Below are 22,325 nucleotides of genomic sequence, written 5' to 3' on the forward strand. Positions count from 1 at the left end.
AATGCTAGGAACATGGCGATGGAATATCGTATTTGGATTTATAGGCACCTTGCTCACTGTAGCCTTTTCAATCGGAAATAATCCGATATTGGTAATGCTGCTAAGAAGTATGTATGCTTTCATCGCTTTTTTTGTTCTTGCATATGGTGTACGCGCAGTTTTTGCCTTTATCCTTCAGCCTCCTAGTTTAGTGGGAGAGACAGCAGACAAAAGTGAAGAAGGCAAAGGAAATCAACTGGACATGCAGACACCTGATGAGGCCGATGAATTGAATGAGCTGCTGAAATCACAGCTTCAAGAGGGTGCGACAACACAAGCGGTTGATGCTCTATCGAAAGAAACAAATGACTTCCGGCCATTAGCTCCCCCACAATTGATGTCAGCAAAAAATAAACAGCCTGAAGAATTGGTAAAAGCCATTCGTCACCTGACAGGAGAGTGAGTCGATGACTGATCAGAAAACACCTCATTTGACGAACATCCATATGTGGCAAGCATGGAGAGAACAAGGCGATATAGAAGCGAAAAAGAATCTAATTGAACAATATTTGCCACTAGTAGATTATGTAACAAACCGTATGGCAATCGGTCTTCCGAAAAATGTTATCAAAGATGATCTTGCCAGCAACGGTGTAATGGGGCTTATTGATGCCATTGAAAAATTTGATTACTGTCGTGGTTTGCAATTTGAAACCTATGCATCGTGGCGGATTCGTGGAGCTATTATTGATGGATTGCGTCAAGGGGACTGGGTACCACGTTCTGTTCGTGAAAAGGCTAAGAAAGTAGAAGAGGCCTATCAGCATTTGGAGCAGCAGCTGCTGCGTTCCGTATCTGATGCTGAGATTAGTCAATATTTAGAAGTTTCGGAGAAAGAATTTAGAAATATGCTTCAAGATATTGCGGTTACGACAGTTTGCTCCCTTGAAGATCCAATTCGTGAAGAAGAATCAGAGACGAGAATGTCATTGCTTGTCGATGATAAGGCAAAAAATCCAGATCATAAAGTGCATGAGTTCTACTTAAAAGAATCATTAGTTAAAGGCATTGAGCGTTTGACGGAGAAAGAACGTACCGTTGTCTCATTGTTTTATTATGAGGAGTTATCCCTAAGTGAGATCGCAGAAGTGATGTCACTGTCACCTTCGAGAATATCCCAGCTTCATTCGAAAGCTATTTTACGGCTGCGAGGAGCTTTGGCTAAGAATAAAGATCAACTCATGCAGCATTAGAGAGGATGGGTGGTATAGATTGGACATTAGTCAATTAGATTCATATCTAAGTATCCAAACATCAGCCGATAAGCTGTCTGCCTATTTAACATTTAGCATGATGTCCGATGAATTTGAATGCAGCGGCGAGGAGCTTGAGCGCTACGTCCGAACTAAAGGAATTGTCTATGGTATTCGGACGGACGTGCTGCATCAAATCGCAGTAAATTCACTTGCTTACTTTAAAGAACAAACATTAATTGCTGTAGGCGTTTCTCCTGTGCCTGGTAAAGATGGCTATGTCAAAATGATCTATGATATGAATAAAAAAGATAGACGGCCTACGGAGATGGAAGATGGTAAAGTTGACTTCAAGGAAGTAGTGGAACTCAAGAACGTAAAACGAGGTCAACTAATTGCAGAGCGCTATGAACCTCAACCTGGTCCGATAGGGAAAACCGTAACAGGAGAAGATATTCCGTCTAAGCTTGGTAAAACGGCTAGATTTAAGATTGGCAAAAATGTTGTATTGGATGACAAACAAACCGTTATGTATTCGACAATTGACGGCCTAGTTACAATGACTGATAAAGATAAAATTAATGTTTTCCCCGTCTATGAAGTGAATGGCGATGTTGATTATAGCATTGGCAACATAGATTTTGTGGGAACGGTTGTCATACGTGGAAATGTGCTGAGCGGTTTTCGAGTTAAAGCATCCGGAGACATACGTGTTATTGGCGGCGTAGAAGGTGCTGAGTTGGAGTCAGAGGGTTCCATAGAGATTACAGGCGGCATCTTGGCGAGTAATAAGGGTTACGTAAAGGCTGGGAGGAATGTTCGATGTTCCTTCATTCAAGATGGTAATGTGACGGCAGGCGAAGAAGTATTGGTTTCCCTCAGTATCATGCACTCACATGTGAGAGCGGGTAAAAACGTTATTTGCTCCGGCGCAAAAGGATTAATTGTAGGTGGAGTTATTCAAGCGAGTGATCTTGTAAGCGCTCGTACAATTGGAAATTCTATGTCAACTGCAACCTCAATTGAGGTAGGAGTAAATCCCCATTATCGGACCGAACTGGTCGAGCTGAGGTCAAAGCTTAAACAGTTTGCAGAAAGTATGGACAAAACAGAAAAAGCCTTATCTATCTTGGACCAGCTGGCAGCAGCAGGCAAATTATCTCCGGATAAGCTAGCTTTGCGTATTAAGCTTACAGCTACGAAACGACAATCGATTCTTGAAAACGATCAAACCAGAGAGCGCATATTAGAAATTGAAAAAACGCTGGAAGATACGGATCGTTCGAAAGTGGATGTCAGTAATACCATTTTTGGAGGAACGAAAATCGTTATCGGCAGGTATACCAAGTTTGTAAAAGACGCTTGTCAACGTGTGTCTTTCCGTTATTCGGACGGGGATATTATAATCGCACCATTTACATCATAGTGTTCGCGATTGCAATGTGGAGAGGAGTGAGCTGCTTTGACTTTCAAATCCATAGATTTGCAGATGTCTGTTCCACGTACGCAGGAGTTTAGCGGGCAGCACGGTCAAGCCTTGCATAAGCCGGTCGCTGAACAAAATATGCTAGCGAATCAATCTGCCAAACACACCGAAGAGCTAAGAGCAAAAAACACAGGTATTGAACAAGCAATCGGACTTCATGTTCGTAGTGACCAAGAGGCTCAGCAGGATAATGATAAACAAAAAGCTAAAAGAAAAAAACCTGCAGATGAGCATACCGAAAAAGAAGGGGACACACCGCCTGTTCATCCCTTTAAAGGGCATCATCTAGATATAAAAATGTAATAAGTCAGCTGCACTTAGAAAGGCAGGGAATGAACGATGGAGCCATACTTTCAATATATTATTCTACTCGGCGCAGTCGTCATTGTTAGCGCCTTTATACTACCGCGTAAAAAATCAGAGGCTGTCATTCCAGAGCAATCTATTGGGAACATGGAGGTTGCTTTGGAGCAGTTCATGGAGAACATTGAGAAGGAGAATGAAGAGCTTCTTCTGCTCGTCAAGAAGGCTTTACAGGATGCGAAGACAGATGCTGAGAATAAAGATAAGCGTATTGTCGACTTGGAGCGTAAATGTCTAGAGTTGACCCAGCTATTTGAAGGGTTACAAGCACGTTCTTCTGAAGAGATAAGACAATTACCTTCACTCACCAAGAACCAAACATACGGTTTATCGCAGCAAGCCCCAGTCATACAGCCTATTGAAGCGGCGATAGAACCTGTAATAACGAATACGATGCATGCTCGGTATTCCGAGCTATTTCAACTCCATGCGCAAGGTAAATCCATTGAAATGATTGCCAAGAAGCTTAATATGAACAAAGGGGAAGTTCAGCTTATTATGGGACTAGCTAAGCAAGAGGAGGCAGCGAATGCTTAAAAATCGCTCATTTCTGCTTGGCCTCGGTGCAGGAATCATTTTTGGAGCTATTCTTTTTCAACTTATGCTCTTTGGCGTTCAATCCAGACAAAATCTACAGAAGATAGATCATGAAAGTAATGAAAAGCTTTACTCGCAAGATGAAGTTGATGCCATGCTGAAAGCCGAGAGGGACTCAGCGCAAATAAATGAACAAACAAAGGGTGAAGTGAGCAAACCAGAGGCGCTGCCTTCCCCTACAACAGCTCCTGTTGTAAAGGAGCAAGAAACGGTTAAGCCAGAAGCGAGCTCTTCTGAGAAGGCTGCTAACGATGTGAAAACGGTTGTTCAGCATGTATTACGGATTGAATCCGGATCGGGACTTACTGCTACAGCTTCGCTCTTGGCAGAAAACCATATTATCGAAGATCAAACCGCTTTTATTCAACAAATGAAAAAGTCGAAAAAACTGGTTCGCGCCGGTTATTTTTTGTTTAATGAGGGTTCAACGGTTGCAGAGGCTATTAAAATTGTTACGAGCCAGCCCATAACGAAATCGCAAGCAAATTCCATTAACAGTAGCTTAAAGAAGGATTAGCCAGTTTTATACTAATGTATTGTTGCGTGTGAAATGAATTTATGGTATATTAATTCACGGTGTTAAAAACGCACGCAGGTCAATTTTGTCAAACGGTGCTTCCGCCCGGCGGAAGTTTTGGCGAAAGATGCGACTAGCGGAGGAGCACTAAAAAAACCATTACAGGAGGTGTTGAGGACATGGCGGTTATTTCCATGAAACAGCTACTAGAAGCTGGGGTACACTTCGGTCATCAGACTCGTCGTTGGAACCCGAAGATGGATCGTTATATCTTCACAGAAAGAAACGGTATTTACATTATTGATTTGCAAAAAACGGTTAAGAAAGTTGATGAGGCTTACAACTTTGTTAAATCGATCGCTGCAGACGGCGGCACTATGCTGTTCGTAGGTACGAAAAAACAAGCTCAAGATTCCGTTAAAGAAGAAGCAGAACGTTGTGGCAACTTCTACATCAACCAACGTTGGTTGGGTGGAACTTTGACTAACTTCTCAACAATTCAAAAACGTATTGATCGTTTGAAACAGCTTGAAAAATGGTCAGAGGATGGCACTTTCGAGGTTCTACCTAAGAAAGAAGTTATCATTCTTAACAAAGAAAAAGACCGTTTGGAAAAATTCCTCGGCGGCATCAAAGGTATGAAAGGTTTGCCAAGCGCGTTGTTCATCATTGATCCGCGTAAAGAGCGTATTGCAGTAGCAGAAGCTCGCAAACTTGGAATTCCTATCGTTGGTATCGTTGATACGAACTGTGATCCGGACGAAATTGACTATGTCATTCCTGGTAATGATGATGCAATTCGTGCTGTTAAATTGTTGACGTCCAAAATGGCTGATGCAATTGTTGAAGCTAATCAAGGCGAACAAACAACAGCTTAATTTAGAACTATAATTTAGAGACTTTAGATAGTCAACAAAGGGTGGTCAGATGGTGATAAACCTCTCACTGCCCTTTTTTTGAATGAAAATCAGTAAAAATGATCAAATAATTTGTCGTGAAGCCGGTGTGTTTCGCGAAACCTATTAGGAGGGTTTTGACATGGCAGTTAGTGCTAGCGCGGTAAAAGAGCTACGTGAAAGAACAGGAGCAGGAATGCTCGATTGCAAAAAAGCTTTGGACGAAACAAACAATGATATTGAAAAAGCAATTGCTGTTCTACGTGAAAAAGGTTTGGCGGCTGCAGCAAACAAAGCAGGCCGTATTGCAACTGAAGGTGTAGTTGAATCGTATATTCATGCAGGCGGCCGTATTGGCGTAATTGTTGAAGTTAACTGCGAAACTGACTTCGTAGCAAAAACAGATCAATTCCGTGATTTTGCAAGAGATGTTGCTATGCAAATCGCTGCAGCTAATCCTAAATTTGTTCGTCGTGAAGAAGTTGCTTCCGAAGAGCTTGAGAAAGAGCGCGAGATTCTTAGAGCACAAGCTCTTAACGAAGGCAAACCAGCTCACATCGTTGATAAAATGGTTGAAGGCCGTATCTCGAAATACTACGAGGAGTTCTGTCTTCTTGAGCAGTCTTTCATTAAAGATCCGGACAAAACAATTGAGACTTTACTTAATGAAAAAATTAGCAAAATCGGTGAAAACATTTCAATCCGTCGCTTTGTTCGTTATGAACTAGGTGAAGGTCTTGAGAAAAAAGTAGATAACTTCGTTGAAGAAGTTATGGCACAAGTTAAACACTAATCCGAACGCACAAGTGGGGCGGGGCGTTCGCCCCGCCCCATTGTACAATCAGAACATATTTGAAGGACCTCAGCAATTGAGGTGCATGATGGAGGTATAAACGTTGGAACATCCTGTGTACAAACGTATTGTCTTGAAGGTTAGCGGTGAATCTTTGTCAGGTCAAGAAGGCTATGGTATCGAGGCTTCGGTCATGGCTTCTATCGCAGATCAAGTGAAGGAAGTCATTGCACTAGGCGTTGAAGTTGCTATTGTCGTTGGCGGCGGCAACATTTGGCGTGGTATTGCTGGTTCTGAGAAAGGTATCGACCGTGCGACTGCCGATTACATGGGCATGTTGGCTACGTTAATGAATTCGCTCGCGCTTCAAGACGCACTGGAACAAATCGATGTACCAACTCGCGTTCAAACGTCGATCGCTATGCAACAAATTGCCGAGCCTTATATTAGACGTCGTGCAATTCGTCATTTGGAGAAAGGTCGCGTCGTTATTTTCGCTGCAGGTACGGGTAACCCGTTCTTCTCAACGGATACAACGGCAGCATTACGTGCGGCTGAAATAGAAGCAGAAGTAATTTTAATGGCGAAAAATAAAGTGGATGGTGTTTATTCAGCAGATCCATTTAAAGATAATACAGCTGAGAAATTTGAGGAGCTTACATACCTCGATATGCTGAATAAAAATTTAGGTGTTATGGATTCAACAGCAGCCTCACTTTGCATGGACAACAATATTCCGCTTATCGTATTTGCAATTACGGAGAAAGGGAATATTAAACGCGTCGTCCTGGGTGAGAAAATCGGAACGATAGTGAGAGGAAGTGCGAAATAATGCCAAACGAAATCAAAAAAAATGCAGAAGAGCGGATGGATAAAGCTATCTCCGCACTAAAGCGCGATTTATCTTCATTACGTGCAGGTAAAGCTAATCCGTCTTTACTTGATCGGATTCAAGTTGAATATTACGGTGCATTGACACCTGTTACGCAACTAGCAAACATCAACACACCTGATTCTCGCACATTGTTCATTCAACCGTGGGATAAATCGTCGATGTCTGCTATCGAGAAAGCCATTATGAAATCGGATCTTGGCTTAACTCCATCAAATGATGGCACGTCCATCCGTATTTCGATTCCGCCATTGACGGAAGAACGTAGAGCTGAACTAGTGAAAACGTCGAAGAAATTTGGCGAAGAAGCGAAGGTAGCGATTCGTAACATTCGCCGTGATGCGAATGATTCCATTAAAAAGCTAGAAAAAGCGTCAATCTCTGAAGATGAATCACGTGGCCATCAAGAAGATATTCAAAAGGCGACTGACAAGTTCATTGCAGAAGTTGATAAAGTGCTAGTATCAAAAGAAAAAGAAATTATGGAAGTATAAATTATACTCTAGGCCCCTCCGATAGGTGGGGTTTGGTTTTGATTTCGGTTGGGAGGAAGCAAGATGATCAAGCGACTTTGGGCCAGAATAGGCAAATCGTCCTTACAGCCGTCTGATCCTGTGGCTTTTGAAAATGTACCTGAGCATGTTGCCATTATAATGGATGGAAATGGCCGCTGGGCTAAGGAACGTGGATTGCCACGAATGGCAGGTCATCATTCCGGTATGAAAGCGGTCAAGCGCATTACGATGGAAGCAGACCGTTTGGGAGTCAAATATTTGACGTTATATGCCTTTTCAACGGAAAACTGGAAGCGACCAAAAGCTGAAGTTGACTTTCTAATGAAGCTGCCTCAGCAATTTCTTGAAATTGAGCTAGATGAATTAATGGCAAACAATGTTCAGGTTCGAATGATGGGTCACAAAGAGGATTTACCTTCTTTTACACTAAGCGCGGTGGAAGAAGCGATCGTAAAGACTGCCAATAACACGGGCTTAGTTTTAAACTTTGCTTTGAATTATGGAAGCCGTAAAGAAATGCTTGAGGCTATAAAAAGCATTGCTACTGATGTACAGCAGCAATGTTTAAGAATAGAAGATATCGATGATAAAGTGATGGCCGATCGATTGCTGACTAATGGCTTACCTGATCCAGATTTGCTAATTCGCACGAGTGGAGAGCTGCGTCTGAGTAATTTTATGATGTGGCAGCTTGCTTATAGTGAATTGTGGTTTACGGATGTGTACTGGCCGGAATTTACGGAGCAGCATTTCCAAGAAGCATTGATGGAATATCAGCGCCGTGCACGTCGATATGGCGGTCTCTAGCTTCAAGTAACGGAGTGTGACTATTCTTTGAGACAACGAATAATAACCGGTGTTTTAGCTGGAGCACTGTTCATTGGTTTAGCGATCTTGGGAGGCTGGCTTTATACAAGCCTACTTGTGCTGCTTGCAATTATCGGATTTACTGAATACGCACGTATGAATGGAGTAGCATGGTCGCATCCGTCCGCTTTGCTTGGATATGCGGGTGTGCTACTGTTCGTGCTTCCATGGGAGCAGTGGGGTATCGATATTCCTTCATTATCAACTATTCTGTGGATGCTAGCATTCTTGCTGTTAGGTCTAACGGTCATTACGAAAAATAAAACTACTATTGATGGCGCCGCGCTCATGTTGCTAGGCGCTTTATATGTAGGCTATGGTTTTTCGGCAATGATCGAAATTCGTCAAATAGAGCAAAATGGTTTGTTCTGGGCGTTTCTATGCTTCTTTTGTATATGGGCCTCAGACATCGGCGCTTATTTCTTTGGACGAGCATTAGGCAAGACAAAGCTATGGCCATCAATTAGTCCAAACAAAACAATTGAAGGTGCGTTAGGCGGTGTGTTGCTGGCATTAATCGTATCTATGGTTTTTGCATGGCTTGCGCCTGATTTAATTAACTTCACGAAAGCGTTGTTGATTGGTTTTATTGCTGCAGTAGCAGGACAATTTGGAGATTTGATTCAATCGGCTTACAAACGGGTTCGTGATATTAAGGATACAGGAACACTGTTGCCGGGGCACGGTGGCGTGCTTGACAGATGTGACAGCTGGCTAATCGTGTTCCCGCTGATTCTGCTGACTGAGCTAATCCCAGTATAAGTCAGGAGGAGTTTCAATTGAAAAAATTAAGCATATTAGGCTCGACGGGCTCCATTGGGACCCAAACATTGGATGTTGTAGCACATGATCCAGAACGTTATGAAGTAGTTGCACTGTCAGCCGGATCAAACATTGATCTTCTGATTGAGCAAGCCAGAAAATTCAAACCTGCGTTAGTCAGCCTTGCGTCTAAGGGGGATGCAGACGCCGCTCGTCCGCATCTGCCTGCTGGAACAAAGATAACGTATGGAGAAGAAGGATTAATTGAAGTAGCGACCGCTGAGGACGCTGATATGGTCGTTACGGCTATTATGGGTAGCAGAGGCTTGCCAGCTACGTTGGCAGCGATAGATGCAGGTAAAACAATCGGTTTGGCTAATAAAGAGACACTTGTGACTGCGGGACATATAGTTATGGAACGTGCGAAGCAGAGGGGTGTTTCGATTTTGCCGATTGATAGTGAGCATTCCGCTGTTTTTCAATGCCTGAACGGTGAAAATCGTCAGTCTGTGAAGCAGATTACACTAACGGCTTCTGGAGGCTCATTTCGAGATCGCAGCAGAGAAGAGCTAGAGGGTGTTACTGTTGCTGAAGCGCTCAATCACCCGAACTGGTCTATGGGTGCGAAAATTACGATCGATTCAGCTACCATGGTAAATAAAGGACTTGAAGTAATCGAGGCAAAATGGCTGTTCGATGTTACATATGATCAAATAGATGTCATTATTCATCCGGAGAGCATCATCCACTCCTATGTGGAATTTTCCGATCACAGCATAATTGCGCAGCTTGGGTTGCCGGATATGCGAGTACCCATTCAATATGCATTATCATATCCAGAAAGAAATGTTACACCGACTAATCGGTTAAAGCTTGCCGAAATCGGAAAGTTGCATTTTCGAGAAATGGATTTTGCAAGATATCCTTGTTTAAGGCTAGCCTTTGATTGCGGCCGCCTAGGACTATCGGCGCCAACTGTTTTTAATGCCGCAAATGAGGTTGCAGTTGCACGTTTTCTAAATGGTGAAATTACGTTCCTTGATATTGAACGTATTTTGGAAACTGTTGTAAGTCGACATGATGTCATCAGCACTATCGACTTGCAAATGATCGCTGAAGTAGACACATGGGCGCGTCGATTAGCAGAATCCTTATAACGTCGGTCAAATTCCGGTTCTCTTGTATCGGACGGGAGAATAATGATAATCTATGTACAGGCCGTAACGAACAGGAGGCTTTAACGCAATGCACATGATTCAGGTCGTCTTTTTGACTATACTCGTGTTTTTCGTCATCGTAACGATCCATGAATGGGGTCATTACTATTTTGCAAAACGCGCAGGGATTTTGGTTCGAGAGTTTGCAATCGGTTTTGGACCGAAGTTGTTTTCCTTGAAAAGAGGAGAAACCAGATACACGCTAAGGCTTATACCTGCAGGCGGTTTCGTTCGGATGGCAGGCGAGGATCCGGAAATTGTTGAGGTTCAGCCAGGTCAGACAATCGCGATACGAGTGAAGGACAATGCCATTACTCGTCTTTATTTGGATCGCTTGGATGAGAGAAGCGGTGTTATACGCGGAGAAGTTGTCAAAATCGATCTTGAGCACAAGCTTTCTGTCACTTTGGACGTAGAGGGAGAAAATGAGACTTATTCCGTTAACCCCACTGCGTTGATGATTTCAAAAGGTAAAGAAACTCAAATTGCCCCGATTGACAGACAATTTGGAAGCAAGACCGTTGGACAGCGTGCGCTTGCTATTTTTGCAGGTCCATTGATGAACTTCGTGCTTGCATTTGTTCTTTTCGCTGCTTACATCCAAATGGCTGGAATTCCAGTTGAATCACCTGATAAGCTAATGGTAAATGAAATTTCTGCTGGGATGCCGGCTGCAAAAGCAGATCTAAAAAAAGGTGATGTAATTGAATCAGTCAATGGTGTCAAAATCGGAGCCGATTTTGATAAAATGATTGCTATTATCGGAAAATCACCGAATGTTCCTGTGAAAATGGATATTATTCGTGACGGCAAGGCTCAACAGGTTATTATAACACCTGAGCCAAATGACGAGGGAGTTGGTAAAGTAGGCATTACAGCCGCATTACCGACACGACCTGCCAGCTTCTCAGAGACGATAACCGGCTCAGCCAAGCTAATGAAAAATATGACAATCAGTATTTTTGAAGGGTTCAAAAAATTGATTTTCGGAGAGTTCAAGCTTGATGATTTGGGCGGTCCAGTCCGTACGGCAGAGGTAACAAGTCAAATTGCTAAACAAGGTATCGCACAGCTAACATCTTGGACAGCATTGTTAAGCCTGTATTTAGGGATATTTAATTTGCTTCCGATTCCAGCGCTTGACGGTAGTCGTCTGATATTCTTGGGAATTGAAGCGATTCGTCGTCGTCCCATTGATCCAAACCGCGAAAGTATGGTTCATTTTATCGGCTTCGCGCTTATTATGCTTTTAATGGTTGTTGTCACCTATAATGATATTTTACGATTGGTAAAAGGGGAGTAATTAGTCGCAATGTCTAAAGAAAAACAATTCGTATCCGAAATCACGCCGCAAAGCGAGGATTTCTCAAGATGGTATATAGATGTTATTAAGAAAGCAGAGCTTATGGATTATTCACCTGTTCGCGGATGTATCGTTTTCCGCCCAGAGGGCTATGAGCTATGGGAAAATATTCAACGTGATCTAGATCGTCGCTTTAAGGAAACGGGCCATCGTAACGCCTATTTCCCATTATTTATTCCAGAGAGCTTCTTTCAAAAAGAAAAGGAGCATGTGGAGGGCTTTAATCCCGAGCTGCCTTGGGTAACGGAAGCGGCTGGCGAGAAGCTTGAAGAGCGTCTTGCCATTCGTCCAACATCCGAAACGATGTTTGGCCATATGTATGCGAAGTGGATTCAGTCCTATAGGGATTTGCCTCTACTCATTAATCAATGGGCAAATGTTGTACGCTGGGAGAAGCGTACAATGCCTTTCCTTCGCACAAGTGAGTTTTTGTGGCAGGAAGGCCATACCGCTCATGAAACGGAAGAGGAAGCACGTCAAGAGACGATGCAAATGCTGGATGTATACACGCAATTTGTAGAAGAATTTTTAGCTATCCCTGTTATCAAAGGGGAGAAAACGCCTTCGGAGAGATTTGCTGGCGCAGTTGAAACGTATTCCATTGAAGCTATGATGAAGGATGGGAAGGCTGTTCAAGCTGGAACCTCACATTATCTAGGCACTAAATTCGCGGTTGCATTTGATATCAAGTTTTTGGATCGCGAAAATACATTGCAATTTGCTCATACGACATCTTGGGGTGTTAGCACACGTCTTATTGGGGCATTGATTATGGTTCATGGCGATGACCGCGGTCTTGTTCTGCCTCCAAAAGTAGCTCCAACGCAAGTAATTATGATTCCTATCGGACCAGCGAAAATGCGTGAACAAGTTGTTGGACGTGTAGATGAACTATTTGGAGTATTGAAAAAAGCCGGAATTCGCGTTAAAGTAGATGATCGTGCAGATGTTAGTCCAGGCTGGAAGTTCAATGAATATGAAATGCGCGGTGTACCTATTCGTCTTGAACTAGGTCCTCGTGACATGGAGAATGGACAGGTAGTTCTTGTTTCAAGAATTACAGGCGAAAAACGCATTGTTTTGCAAGAGAATCTTCTTGCTGAAATTGAAACACTGTTAGCCGAAACGCATGATGCGATGTTCGAAAAAGCTAAACAATTCCGTACAGATAATTCACGTACAGTTGATACACTAGATGAAATGAAAAACTTTCTTGAACAACAGCGCGGCTTCGTAGAAGCAGGCTGGTGTGGTTCTGCTGCTTGTGAGAAGCAAGTAAAAGAAGAAACGGGAGCAACAAGCCGGAATATTCCTTTTGAACCATCTGTTCACAAAGATACATGTCTTGTATGCGGTGATGCTGCAAAACATACAGTTGTATTTGCACGTGCTTATTAAGAACTAAAGCAAGTTCGGTTCGGAGCTTAAGGAGTGGATTTATATGAGCCAAACCGCGGATAAGCGGCAGCGCTTTGAGCTGCTTTTGCAGCAAGCGGGGCTGCCGCAAGAACTTATTCATAGTTATTTTCAAGATGGATATATTGATCAAGTTATTGTAGGAAAAAGTAATCGGGAATGGACGTTTTGCATACGCAAAACGTCCATGGTTCCTTTACAGGCCTATAATGGATTAACGCAAGCCGTTCGAGTCAAATTCGAGCATATCGCTTCCGTTTCCTTTACATTTATTTACGACCCGATTGTGGAGACGGAATCTATTCTTACACAATACTGGGGTTTATTCATGGAGTGGGTTCAGCTTAAGGTTCCTTCCGTAAACGGCTGGCTTCAAAAAGCATCCATTACAGTCGAAGGCGAATTGTTGACATTATCGCTGCTTGATAATACAGGTCTTGAATTAGCCCGAAAGAAAAAGCTAGATGATGAAATCATTAGCTTTTACAACACTTACTTTCAACGTCCTTGCAAAGTGAAGATGATCATTAGTGAGTCCAGGCAGGAGATTTTGGATGAATATGCGCTTAGAGTTGTGCAAGAGGAGCGTGAATTCGTTCAAGAGCTTATGGCAAGCTCGCAATCAGAATCTGATCTCGTTGATGAGGGAGAAATCAGACTTGCTGTAGGTTATGACATACGAGAAGAGCCTGTTCCTCTCATGAATATCTTAGAAGAAGAGAAGAAAATCACCGTACAGGGTGCTGTTTTTGGACTCGAAGTAAAAGAGCTTCGCAACGGAAGTACATTATTTACTTTTAATGTAACTGACTTCTCGGATTCCATGGCGATGAAGATGTTCGCTAAGACGAAGGATGACGTGAAAATATTAAACCAGCTTGCTAACGGCAAATGGGTTAAGGCACGCGGCCGTGTCGAATATGATCGCTTTATGCAGGAGCCTGAGCTTGTTATGATGCCGAATGATTTGCATGAGGTGAAATCGCCTCCTGATCGTATGGACAAGGCAGAGGAGAAGCGTGTTGAATTCCATTTGCACACAACGATGAGTGCAATGGATGCGGTCACCCCTGTAGATGTGTATATCAAAACAGCTGCTAAATGGGGACATCCAGCAATAGCGGTAACGGACCACAGTAATGTGCAATGCTATCCTGATGCCAATAAAGCTGCGAAGAAAAATGGCATTAAGGTATTGTTTGGCGTAGAAGCCAATATTGTGAATGATGCCGTTCCTATGGTTCTTCAATCTCGACCTGAACCACTTGCTACTGCTCAGTACATTGTGTTCGATATAGAGACAACAGGTCTCTCCGTTATCAACAATAAAATTATTGAGCTTGCAGGCGTAAAAATGCGTGATGGCAAAGAGATAGACCGATTCTCGACACTCATTGATCCACATGAGAAAATTCCTTATCACATTCAGCAATTAACGAACATTAATGATGATATGGTAAAAGGACAACCGGAGCTTGAACCGAAGCTTCGAGAGTTTATTGAGTTTATCGGAGATGATGTGCTCGTCGCGCATAACGCTAGATTTGATATCGGTTTTATTCAAGCAAGCTGCAAAGCTTTCGGCATGCCTGAAGTGAAAAATCCTGTTCTTGATACGCTAGAGTTTGCAAGATTTATTTTTCCTTCACTTAAGAATCATCGACTAAATACGTTAGCAGATAAATATAAGGTTAGCTTGGAAAATCATCACCGTGCAGTAGATGATTCCCTTGCACTTGGCGGTGTTCTTTATGGACTCATTAAAGATGCAGCAGAACGCAACATTACAGACTTGCATCAATTGAATGATTATGTTGGGATCGATCTATCCAATTCACGTCCTTTTCATAGCAATGTTTATGCATTAAATGCGGTTGGAAAGAAAAACTTGTTCAAGCTTATCTCACTATCGCATACCCAGCATTTCAAACGTGTGGCGACTATGCCTAAGAGCAAGCTGGTTGAGCATCGTGAAGGATTGCTCATCATTTCCGGCTGCGAGAAAGGCGAGTTTTTTGAGACGGTGCTTAACAAATCTTACGAAGAAGCACTTGAAGTGGCTCGTTTCTACGATGTGTTAGAGATTCAACCCATTGACTTCTATATGCACCTTGTAGAAAAGGGATTAGTGGGCAGCAGAGCGGAGATTGAACAAGCCCATCGCCGAATTTGTCAGATTGGGGATGAGTTGGGCAAGCCAGTTATCGCTACCGGCAACGTGCATTATTTGAATCCGCGTGACAAAATGTACCGCGATATTACGATTCATGGTATAACGGGCTTTAGTCCGCTTAAAAGCATTCGTAAGCCAGACGCTCATTTCCGTACGACCGACGAAATGCTGGAGGAGTTTTCTTTCTTAGGAGAGGCAAGAGCACGTGAGGTTGTAATTACCAATACGGTAGCACTGGCTGAGCGTTTTGAACCTTATGATATGTTCCCGACTGGATTGTTTGCTCCTGATATTGAAGGTGCTGATGATGAGATTCGCAATACTTGCTATGATACGGCCAAATCCATGTACGGCGAAGAGCTCCCGCAAGTCGTCATTGATCGGCTAGAGAAGGAACTTATTCCAATTATTAAATTTAAGTTTTCTGCCAACTATTTGATTTCAGAGAAGCTCGTAAAAAAATCTAATGCAGACGGCTATCTCGTTGGCTCTAGGGGATCCGTTGGGTCTTCCGTTGTAGCCACTTTTCTAGGCATATCAGAAGTTAATCCATTGCCAGCTCATTATTTATGCATTAACAAAGAATGCCGTCACAGTGAATGGTTTCTAGACGGAAGCATTCCGAGCGGATTCGATTTGCCAGATAAGTTATGTCCGAAATGCGAGAAGCCAATGAAGGGCGAAGGACAAGATATTCCGTTTGAAACCTTCCTTGGGTTCAAGGGCGATAAGGTACCCGATATCGATTTGAACTTTTCCGGTGATTATCAACCGATCGCTCATAACTATACGAAGGAAATTTTCGGTGAGAAGAACGTATTCCGTGCAGGAACAATTGGTACGGTAGCTGAGAAAACAGCCTACGGCTTTACGAAAAAGTACGAAGAGGAACATAACAAGAAATGGCGTGGAGCTGAGCTTGCAAGACTAGCCAGCGGTTGTACAGGCGTAAAGCGGAGTACAGGTCAGCATCCCGGCGGTATTGTTGTTGTTCCGGATTATATTGAAGTTGAAGATATAACACCTGTTCAGTTTCCTGCGGACGATGTGAACGCGGAATGGAAAACAACTCATTTTGATTATCATGCTTTTGACGAGAATTTATTGAAGCTCGATATCCTCGGTCATGATGATCCAACGATGATGCGTATGCTGCAGGATTTAACGGGTGTTGATCCAACGACCATTCCAATGAATGATCCTAAAGTAATGAGTATGTTCAACTCTACAAAAGCGCTTGATATTCCTGGCGAAAAAATCCGTTCCTCTGTTGCTACTTATGGCGTACCGGAGATGGGAACAAAGTTTGTTCGTCAAATGCTTCAGGAAACACAACCAGCCTCTTTTGCGGATTTGCTGCAAATTTCCGGTTTGTCGCATGGAACGGGTGTATGGCTTGGCAATGCTCAAGAGCTGATCAAAAACGGAACCTGCAATATTAAAACCGTTATCGGTTGTCGGGATGACATCATGCTTTTCTTGATTTATAAAGCCAATATGGATGCCAGCCTCGCTTTTAAAATTACGGAAAGCGTTCGTAAGGGTAAGGGATTGACACCAGAGTGGATTGAAGAGATGAAGCGATGCAAAGTGCCGCAGTGGTATATTGATTCCTGCTTGCGCATTGAGTATATGTTCCCGAAAGCCCATGCGGCAGCTTATGTTATTTCAGCCGTAAGAACCGCATTCTTCAAGCTTTATTATCCAATCGAATATTACGCGACGTACTTTACAGTAAGATCGGATGATTTTGATTTGGAGCTGCTTTGCCAAGGTTATGATGCCATTTTAAGAAAATTGATTGAGATTGAAGCAAAAGGCTTTAATGCTCTTCCAAAAGAAAAAAATATGGTTTCCCAATTGGAAATGTCTCTTGAAATGACGGCGCGCGGCTTCTCCTTTAAGCCGGTCGATCTTTATCGTTCGGATGCGACGAAGTTCTTAGTTGAAGGTGATTCATTAATTCCGCCTTTCGCTGCAATTGCCGGTATTGGCGATAACGCGGCACGCAATATCGCAGCATCCAGAAATGATGGCGAGTATCTTTCAATCGAGGATTTCCAGATGAAATCGAAGGCGACGAAGACGGTCGTAGAGGTGCTCACGGGCATGGGCTGCTTCCGTGGATTGCCGGAATCTAACCAGCTTTCACTGTTTTAGAGAGGGGTCTTTTAGAAAAGATTTCTTGTCACTCTATGGTGGTTATGTTATAATTTTTGTGGCAATGATGATTATAAAGACTTTGATGCAGAAGAGTGGGGAAACCCACTCTTTACGTTTTGTAAAAGGCAAAATGGCATAGTGCGTATAAACAGGAGGTCAACTGAATTTGAGTACATCCATAATCAAAGCCGCCGCCCAAGAGATGGTTTTGCCGTTTCTCAGCAGTAATGGATTTGAACTGGTTGATATTGAGTACGTCAAGGAAGGGAATAATTATTTCCTTCGTATCTTCGTTGATAAAGAGGGCGGAATCGATATTGATGATTGCGGCCGTATTAGCGAATTCATGAGTGAGCAGCTGGATAAGAATGACCCGGTATCGGACGTTTACTTTCTCGAGGTTTCCTCACCTGGAGCAGAAAGACCGCTCAAGAAGGCTGAAGATGTTCAAAAAGCTATTGGTAAGCACGTTTACATAACGACATACGAACCAATTAGCGGCGCTAAGGAATTTGAAGGGCTGCTACTTTCATTTGATGGGGAAAATGCCGTTGTGCGTACCAGTAAAAAGGAATATGCAATTCCATATGCCAAGGTGGCAAGCGCAAGACTAGCTATTGTTTTCTAGTTAATTTGTTTTTTATTTTGAAAGGGGGAACTCCAGTCCAATGAGCATGGATTTTATAGAAGCGCTACAGGAGATAGAAAGAGACAAGGGGATTACTAAGGATGTGCTCCTAGAAGCTATTGAAGCAGCGCTTATCTCAAGCTACAAACGTAACTTTAATACTGCGCAAAACGTACGAGTTGATATTAACCGTCATACTGGAGTCATTAAAGTATATGCCCGGAAAACGGTCGTTGATGAAGTGCTGGATCCGCGTCTAGAGATTACGGTTGAAGCATCGCGCGAAGTTAACGCGCATTATCAATTGGATGATGTAGCTGAGATTGAAGTAACTCCACGTGATTTCGGCCGAATTGCTGCGCAAACAGCTAAACAGGTTGTTACTCAGCGTATTCGTGAAGCTGAGCGCGGTCTTATCTACAATGCCTTTATCGATAAAGAAGAAGATATCGTTAACGGTATCGTTCAACGTCAAGATGTTCGCAATTTATTCGTAGATCTTGGTAAAGTTGAGGCTGTGATGCCCCTGACTGAGCTTATGCCTACCGATAAATTCAAACATGGTGATCGCGTGAAGTCGTACATTACGAAAGTAGAAAATACGACAAAAGGTCCGCAAATTATTTTATCACGTACACATCCAGGTCTTTTGAAACGTTTGTTTGAGCTTGAAGTTCCAGAAATATATGATGGCGTCGTCGAAATTCGTTCGGTAGCTCGTGAAGCCGGCTTCCGTTCTAAAATCGCAGTTCATTCCCGTAATTCTGAAGTTGATCCAGTTGGTTCATGTGTTGGACAGAAGGGACTACGCGTTCAGACGATCGTAAACGAGCTTAAAGGCGAAAAAATTGATATCGTTCGTTGGTCTGAGAGCGTGGATGAATATGTTGCGAATGCGCTAAGTCCGTCTAAGGTGCTGGAAGTAATCGTTTTTGAACAAGAGAAGATGGCTAGAGTCATCGTTCCTGACTATCAGTTGTCGCTTGCTATCGGGATTAAAGGTCAAAATGCTAGGCTTGCAGCTAAGCTGACAGGCTGGAAAATTGATATTAAGAGCGAGACACAGGCGGAGCAGGAATACGGCCGTCCGAAATCATTAACGACGATTATGCATCAGGATTCGATTTCTATCGATTAGGATAACGGATGGCGTCAATTAAGCTGGCAGAGGAGGGGTGTGCAATGAGACCGAGAAAAGTACCACTTCGCAAATGCGTCGCTTGTCAGGAGATGATGCCGAAGAAGGAGCTCATTCGGATTGTGCGGACACCAGCCGAAGAGGTGCAAATTGACCTGACAGGTAAGAAAGCTGGCCGCGGAGCGTATTTATGCGGTAAAGTAAGCTGCTTCAAATTAGCGAAAAAATCAAAGGCACTTGATCGAGCACTTAAGCAACACGTTGGAGAGCATATTTATGATCAACTGGAACAAGATTTTGTAGCGGTTGAGGAGCAGTTTATAGCAAGCAAGGAGCTGATAAGCGATGAAGCAGAATAAGAGCTTATCAACGCTGGGTATGGCTATGCGTGCCGGCAAGCTAATTACAGGCGATGAAATCGTGCTGAAAGCAGTAAGAAATAAAGGAGCGTATCTCGTTATACTCGCTGGAGACGCTTCAGATAACACGAAGAAAAAGTTTCGTGACAAATGCAACACCTACGGAATACAACTCGCCGAAGCATTCGACCGTGAGCAACTAGGAAAGGCGATTGGTAAGCCAGAACGCGTTGTACTAGCGGTAACGGATGCACAATTCGGAAAAATGATTGCGAGTCATCTGAGCCATAATACGGAGGTGGACCATATTGGAGAATAAACAAGACAGCAAGGATAATAAAGATAAGCTGCGTGTTTACGAGTATGCCAAGTCACTTAATATGAGCAGTAAGGAAATTATAACGATCCTTAAAAGACTTGATTTGCCAGTCAATAACCATATGAGTGTCATGGAAAATGAAATGGTAAATAAGGTCGAAGGTTTTTTTCGCAATATTAAAGCAAATGCTGCAGCGAAACGTGCACAGGATACCAATGTAGCCGTTTCTTCCGCGCAGACAGCAGCTAGTCGGCCGCAATCGCAGCAGCCGCAGCAGCAAGAGCGGAAACCAGAGCAGCCCGTACAAGAAAACAAAAATATAAATCAAGACAGACAGGGGCCTATGAATTCTATTAATACAAACAATACGAAACCACAAAGCAGCCAACAACAGAGCGAGCAACGACCAGCAGCAACACAACAATCGAGTCGTCCCGCACAATCAAGTGCGCCTCGCCCGTCACAACAATCAAGCAGCAATCGTCCAGCACAAGGCAGCGGAGGCGCAAGCCGTCCAAGCCAAGGCGGTCAAAGTCGTCCAGGTCAAGGCGGAGCAAGCTCAAGCCGTCCTGCTTCATCTGGCCAAAGCCGTGGACCGCAAGGCAGTGGAGGCGGACAAGGCGGCGCTAGCAGCCGTCCAAGCACACCAGCCGGCAACCGTCCACCATCACAAGGAACAAGTCGTTTTGACTCCAAACCTGCACAAGGTCAAACACGGAGCAATGACGATAAGAAAAATGCAAGACCAGGTCAAAAACGTTTTGAAGACGGTAAACCGGGCGGCGGATACAGAGGCAATAACAACCGTGGTCCAAAAGGTCGCGGAGGCAAGTATCAGCAACAACAACCGCCACGTGAAAAAATTGACAATACGCCTAAGAAAATTATCGTTCGCGGTACAATGACTGTTGGCGAATTGGCAAAGCTTCTTCACAAGGATGCTTCAGAAGTTATTAAAAAGCTTATTTTCCTTGGTGTTATGGCTACAATCAATCAAGAAATCGACATGGATGCTATTCATTTGATCGCAACAGATTATGGTGTTGAGGTTGAAGTGAAAATTCCAGTTGAAGAAGATTCATTCGAAACCGTTGAAGAAAACGACGATGAGAAAGATTTGGTAACTCGTCCTCCAGTTGTAACGATTATGGGTCACGTTGACCATGGTAAAACAACATTGCTTGATGCGATTCGTCAAACAAGCGTAACAAGCGGAGAAGCTGGCGGTATTACACAGCATATCGGTGCGTATCAAGTAGAAATTAACCATAAAAAAATTACGTTCCTGGATACACCTGGTCACGAAGCGTTTACGCTTATGCGTGCTCGTGGTGCTCAAGTAACGGATATTACAATCATCGTTGTAGCTGCGGATGACGGCATTATGCCGCAAACGGTAGAAGCAATCAGCCACGCGAAAGCAGCTGGCGTTCCGATTATTGTTGCAGTTAACAAAATCGATAAACCAGAAGCGAACGTAGACAAAATCAAACAAGAAATGACTGAATATGAACTTGTTCCGGAAGAGTGGGGCGGCGATACTATCTTCGTTGAAGTTTCCGCTAAACAAAGAATCGGTCTTGAAGGTCTGCTTGAAATGATTCTTCTCGTTGCTGAAATGAATGATTACAAAGCGAATCCAGACAAACGCGCTCGCGCTACTGTCATTGAAGCTGAGCTAGACAAAGGTAAAGGTCCAGTAGCACGTATTCTTGTGCAGCACGGTACTTTGAAAATCGGAGATGCATTTGTTGCTGGTAACTGCTTCGGCCGTATCAGAGCAATGGTTAACGACAAAGGCCGCCGCTTAAAAGAAGCAGGTCCTTCTACTCCTGTAGAAATTACAGGCTTAACAGAAGTGCCGCAAGCTGGAGATCCGTTCATGGTATTTGAAGACGAGCGTAAAGCACGTGCAATTGCTGATCGTCGCTCCATCAAACAACGTGAGTCGGAAATGGGTGCCAATACGCGTGTAACGCTTGAAGATCTGTATAGTCACATCAAAGATGGTGAAATTAAAGACTTGAACGTCATTATTAAATCTGATGTTCAAGGTTCCGCTGAAGCACTTAAAGGATCACTTGCGAAGATTGATATTGAAGGCGTACGCGTCAAAATCATTCACAGCGGTGCAGGCGCGATTACAGAATCGGATATCATTCTTGCATCTGCTTCTAACGCAATTGTAATCGGCTTTAACGTTCGTCCTGATCCGCAAGCAGAAGCAACGATTGCACAAGAGAAAGTTGACGTGCGGATGCACCGCATCATTTACAACGTCATCGATGAAATTGAGCAAGCGATGAAAGGTATGCTGGATCCAATCTTTAAAGAAGTAGTAATCGGTCATGCTGAAGTACGTAACGTATTTAAAGTTACAAAAGTTGGCGCGATTGCGGGTTGTATGGTTACTTCTGGTAAAATCACTCGTTCGGCTGAAGCGCGTCTTATCCGTGGCGGCATTGTCGTTTACACAGGTAAGATCGATTCCCTAAAACGTTTCAAAGACGATGCTAAGGATGTTGCTCAAGGCTATGAGTGCGGCATTACACTTGATCGTTACACAGACGTTAGAGAAGGCGATACTATCGAAGCGTTTGTGATGGAATCAGTAGAGAGGTGATTACAG

21 protein-coding genes are annotated in these 22,325 nt (G+C 43.4%); all 21 read left to right on the plus strand.

The annotated features are described in order from the left end of the window. Position 1: 1 nt before the first annotated feature. A complete protein-coding gene (locus AC0YOD_RS03235; RefSeq protein ID WP_475797787.1) occupies positions 2-442 on the plus strand; it encodes a hypothetical protein in 441 nt (146 codons plus the stop codon). A gap of 4 nt (positions 443-446) precedes the next feature. Continuing rightward, positions 447-1,232, plus strand: coding sequence for a FliA/WhiG family RNA polymerase sigma factor (locus AC0YOD_RS03240; protein ID WP_475797788.1), 786 nt, complete (start codon positions 447-449; stop codon positions 1,230-1,232). 19 nt (positions 1,233-1,251) lie between these two features. Further along, the gene (locus tag AC0YOD_RS03245) at positions 1,252-2,658 is read left to right on the plus strand and encodes a DUF342 domain-containing protein (protein WP_475797789.1); all 1,407 of its coding nucleotides are present in this window, start codon (positions 1,252-1,254) and stop codon (positions 2,656-2,658) included. Between the two features lie 36 nt (positions 2,659-2,694). Beyond that, positions 2,695-3,021: a hypothetical protein gene (locus AC0YOD_RS03250; RefSeq protein ID WP_475797790.1), complete on the plus strand. Its 327-nt coding sequence runs from the start codon at positions 2,695-2,697 to the stop codon at positions 3,019-3,021. Positions 3,022-3,057: 36 nt separating this feature from the next. After that, positions 3,058-3,618, plus strand: a complete 561-nt coding sequence (locus tag AC0YOD_RS03255) for a DUF6115 domain-containing protein (protein ID WP_475797791.1) — start codon at positions 3,058-3,060, stop codon at positions 3,616-3,618. Beyond that, positions 3,611-4,195: a hypothetical protein gene (locus AC0YOD_RS03260; RefSeq protein WP_475797792.1), complete on the plus strand. Its 585-nt coding sequence runs from the start codon at positions 3,611-3,613 to the stop codon at positions 4,193-4,195. Before AC0YOD_RS03255 ends, AC0YOD_RS03260 begins: the two co-directional genes overlap by 8 nt. Before the next feature lie 179 nt (positions 4,196-4,374). Then, positions 4,375-5,073, plus strand: coding sequence for a 30S ribosomal protein S2 (rpsB, locus tag AC0YOD_RS03265; protein WP_475797793.1), 699 nt, complete (start codon positions 4,375-4,377; stop codon positions 5,071-5,073). Positions 5,074-5,233: 160 nt separating this feature from the next. Then, positions 5,234-5,884, plus strand: coding sequence for a translation elongation factor Ts (tsf, locus tag AC0YOD_RS03270; protein WP_475797794.1), 651 nt, complete (start codon positions 5,234-5,236; stop codon positions 5,882-5,884). A gap of 103 nt (positions 5,885-5,987) precedes the next feature. Beyond that, positions 5,988-6,716 (plus strand): UMP kinase, encoded by a 729-nt coding sequence (gene pyrH / locus AC0YOD_RS03275; RefSeq protein ID WP_475797795.1) that lies wholly within the window; start codon positions 5,988-5,990, stop codon positions 6,714-6,716. Continuing rightward, positions 6,716-7,270 (plus strand): ribosome recycling factor, encoded by a 555-nt coding sequence (frr, locus tag AC0YOD_RS03280; protein ID WP_475797796.1) that lies wholly within the window; start codon positions 6,716-6,718, stop codon positions 7,268-7,270. Before pyrH ends, frr begins: the two co-directional genes overlap by 1 nt. Before the next feature lie 63 nt (positions 7,271-7,333). Continuing rightward, positions 7,334-8,098 (plus strand): isoprenyl transferase, encoded by a 765-nt coding sequence (locus tag AC0YOD_RS03285; protein WP_475797797.1) that lies wholly within the window; start codon positions 7,334-7,336, stop codon positions 8,096-8,098. Between the two features lie 27 nt (positions 8,099-8,125). Continuing rightward, positions 8,126-8,920: a phosphatidate cytidylyltransferase gene (locus AC0YOD_RS03290; RefSeq protein WP_475797798.1), complete on the plus strand. Its 795-nt coding sequence runs from the start codon at positions 8,126-8,128 to the stop codon at positions 8,918-8,920. A gap of 17 nt (positions 8,921-8,937) precedes the next feature. Beyond that, a complete protein-coding gene (locus AC0YOD_RS03295; RefSeq protein ID WP_475797799.1) occupies positions 8,938-10,077 on the plus strand; it encodes a 1-deoxy-D-xylulose-5-phosphate reductoisomerase in 1,140 nt (379 codons plus the stop codon). Positions 10,078-10,165: 88 nt separating this feature from the next. Further along, complete coding sequence (rseP, locus tag AC0YOD_RS03300) at positions 10,166-11,440, plus strand: RIP metalloprotease RseP (RefSeq protein WP_475797800.1); 1,275 nt, start codon at positions 10,166-10,168, stop codon at positions 11,438-11,440. A gap of 9 nt (positions 11,441-11,449) precedes the next feature. Continuing rightward, positions 11,450-12,898 carry a proline--tRNA ligase gene (gene proS / locus AC0YOD_RS03305; protein ID WP_475797801.1) on the plus strand — a complete coding sequence of 483 codons (1,449 nt, stop codon included), beginning with the start codon at positions 11,450-11,452 and terminating at the stop codon, positions 12,896-12,898. Positions 12,899-12,941: 43 nt separating this feature from the next. Then, positions 12,942-17,249, plus strand: coding sequence for a PolC-type DNA polymerase III (locus tag AC0YOD_RS03310; RefSeq protein ID WP_475797802.1), 4,308 nt, complete (start codon positions 12,942-12,944; stop codon positions 17,247-17,249). 169 nt (positions 17,250-17,418) lie between these two features. Beyond that, complete coding sequence (gene rimP, locus AC0YOD_RS03315) at positions 17,419-17,880, plus strand: ribosome maturation factor RimP (RefSeq protein ID WP_475797803.1); 462 nt, start codon at positions 17,419-17,421, stop codon at positions 17,878-17,880. 40 nt (positions 17,881-17,920) lie between these two features. Further along, the gene (nusA, locus tag AC0YOD_RS03320; RefSeq protein ID WP_475797804.1) at positions 17,921-19,018 is read left to right on the plus strand and encodes a transcription termination factor NusA; all 1,098 of its coding nucleotides are present in this window, start codon (positions 17,921-17,923) and stop codon (positions 19,016-19,018) included. Positions 19,019-19,062: 44 nt separating this feature from the next. Continuing rightward, on the plus strand, positions 19,063-19,377 hold the full coding sequence (rnpM, locus tag AC0YOD_RS03325; RefSeq protein ID WP_076336060.1) for an RNase P modulator RnpM: 315 nt from the start codon (positions 19,063-19,065) through the stop codon (positions 19,375-19,377). Beyond that, positions 19,364-19,696: a L7Ae/L30e/S12e/Gadd45 family ribosomal protein gene (locus AC0YOD_RS03330; RefSeq protein ID WP_475797805.1), complete on the plus strand. Its 333-nt coding sequence runs from the start codon at positions 19,364-19,366 to the stop codon at positions 19,694-19,696. Before rnpM ends, AC0YOD_RS03330 begins: the two co-directional genes overlap by 14 nt. 61 nt (positions 19,697-19,757) lie before the next feature. Further along, positions 19,758-22,319 carry a translation initiation factor IF-2 gene (infB, locus tag AC0YOD_RS03335; RefSeq protein ID WP_475798358.1) on the plus strand — a complete coding sequence of 854 codons (2,562 nt, stop codon included), beginning with the start codon at positions 19,758-19,760 and terminating at the stop codon, positions 22,317-22,319. Positions 22,320-22,325 lie beyond the last annotated feature (6 nt).

The sequence above is a fragment of the Paenibacillus sp. J31P13 genome (assembly GCF_056269295.1).

Bases quoted from the DNA above. Each gene is read 5' to 3' on its own strand.
- frr (WP_475797796.1), top strand. From the start codon at position 6,716: ATGCCAAACGAAATCAAAAAAAATGCAGAAGAGCGGATGGATAAAGCT.
- tsf (WP_475797794.1), top strand. From the start codon at position 5,234: ATGGCAGTTAGTGCTAGCGCGGTAAAAGAGCTACGTGAAAGAACAGGA.
- AC0YOD_RS03285 (WP_475797797.1), top strand. From the start codon at position 7,334: ATGATCAAGCGACTTTGGGCCAGAATAGGCAAATCGTCCTTACAGCCG.
- AC0YOD_RS03240 (WP_475797788.1), top strand. From the start codon at position 447: ATGACTGATCAGAAAACACCTCATTTGACGAACATCCATATGTGGCAA.
- nusA (WP_475797804.1), top strand. From the start codon at position 17,921: ATGAGCATGGATTTTATAGAAGCGCTACAGGAGATAGAAAGAGACAAG.
- AC0YOD_RS03330 (WP_475797805.1), top strand. From the start codon at position 19,364: ATGAAGCAGAATAAGAGCTTATCAACGCTGGGTATGGCTATGCGTGCC.
- AC0YOD_RS03260 (WP_475797792.1), top strand. From the start codon at position 3,611: ATGCTTAAAAATCGCTCATTTCTGCTTGGCCTCGGTGCAGGAATCATT.
- AC0YOD_RS03255 (WP_475797791.1), top strand. From the start codon at position 3,058: ATGGAGCCATACTTTCAATATATTATTCTACTCGGCGCAGTCGTCATT.
- rpsB (WP_475797793.1), top strand. From the start codon at position 4,375: ATGGCGGTTATTTCCATGAAACAGCTACTAGAAGCTGGGGTACACTTC.
- AC0YOD_RS03235 (WP_475797787.1), top strand. From the start codon at position 2: ATGCTAGGAACATGGCGATGGAATATCGTATTTGGATTTATAGGCACC.
- infB (WP_475798358.1), top strand. From the start codon at position 19,758: ATGAGCAGTAAGGAAATTATAACGATCCTTAAAAGACTTGATTTGCCA.
- rnpM (WP_076336060.1), top strand. From the start codon at position 19,063: ATGAGACCGAGAAAAGTACCACTTCGCAAATGCGTCGCTTGTCAGGAG.
- AC0YOD_RS03310 (WP_475797802.1), top strand. From the start codon at position 12,942: ATGAGCCAAACCGCGGATAAGCGGCAGCGCTTTGAGCTGCTTTTGCAG.
- proS (WP_475797801.1), top strand. From the start codon at position 11,450: ATGTCTAAAGAAAAACAATTCGTATCCGAAATCACGCCGCAAAGCGAG.
- rseP (WP_475797800.1), top strand. From the start codon at position 10,166: ATGCACATGATTCAGGTCGTCTTTTTGACTATACTCGTGTTTTTCGTC.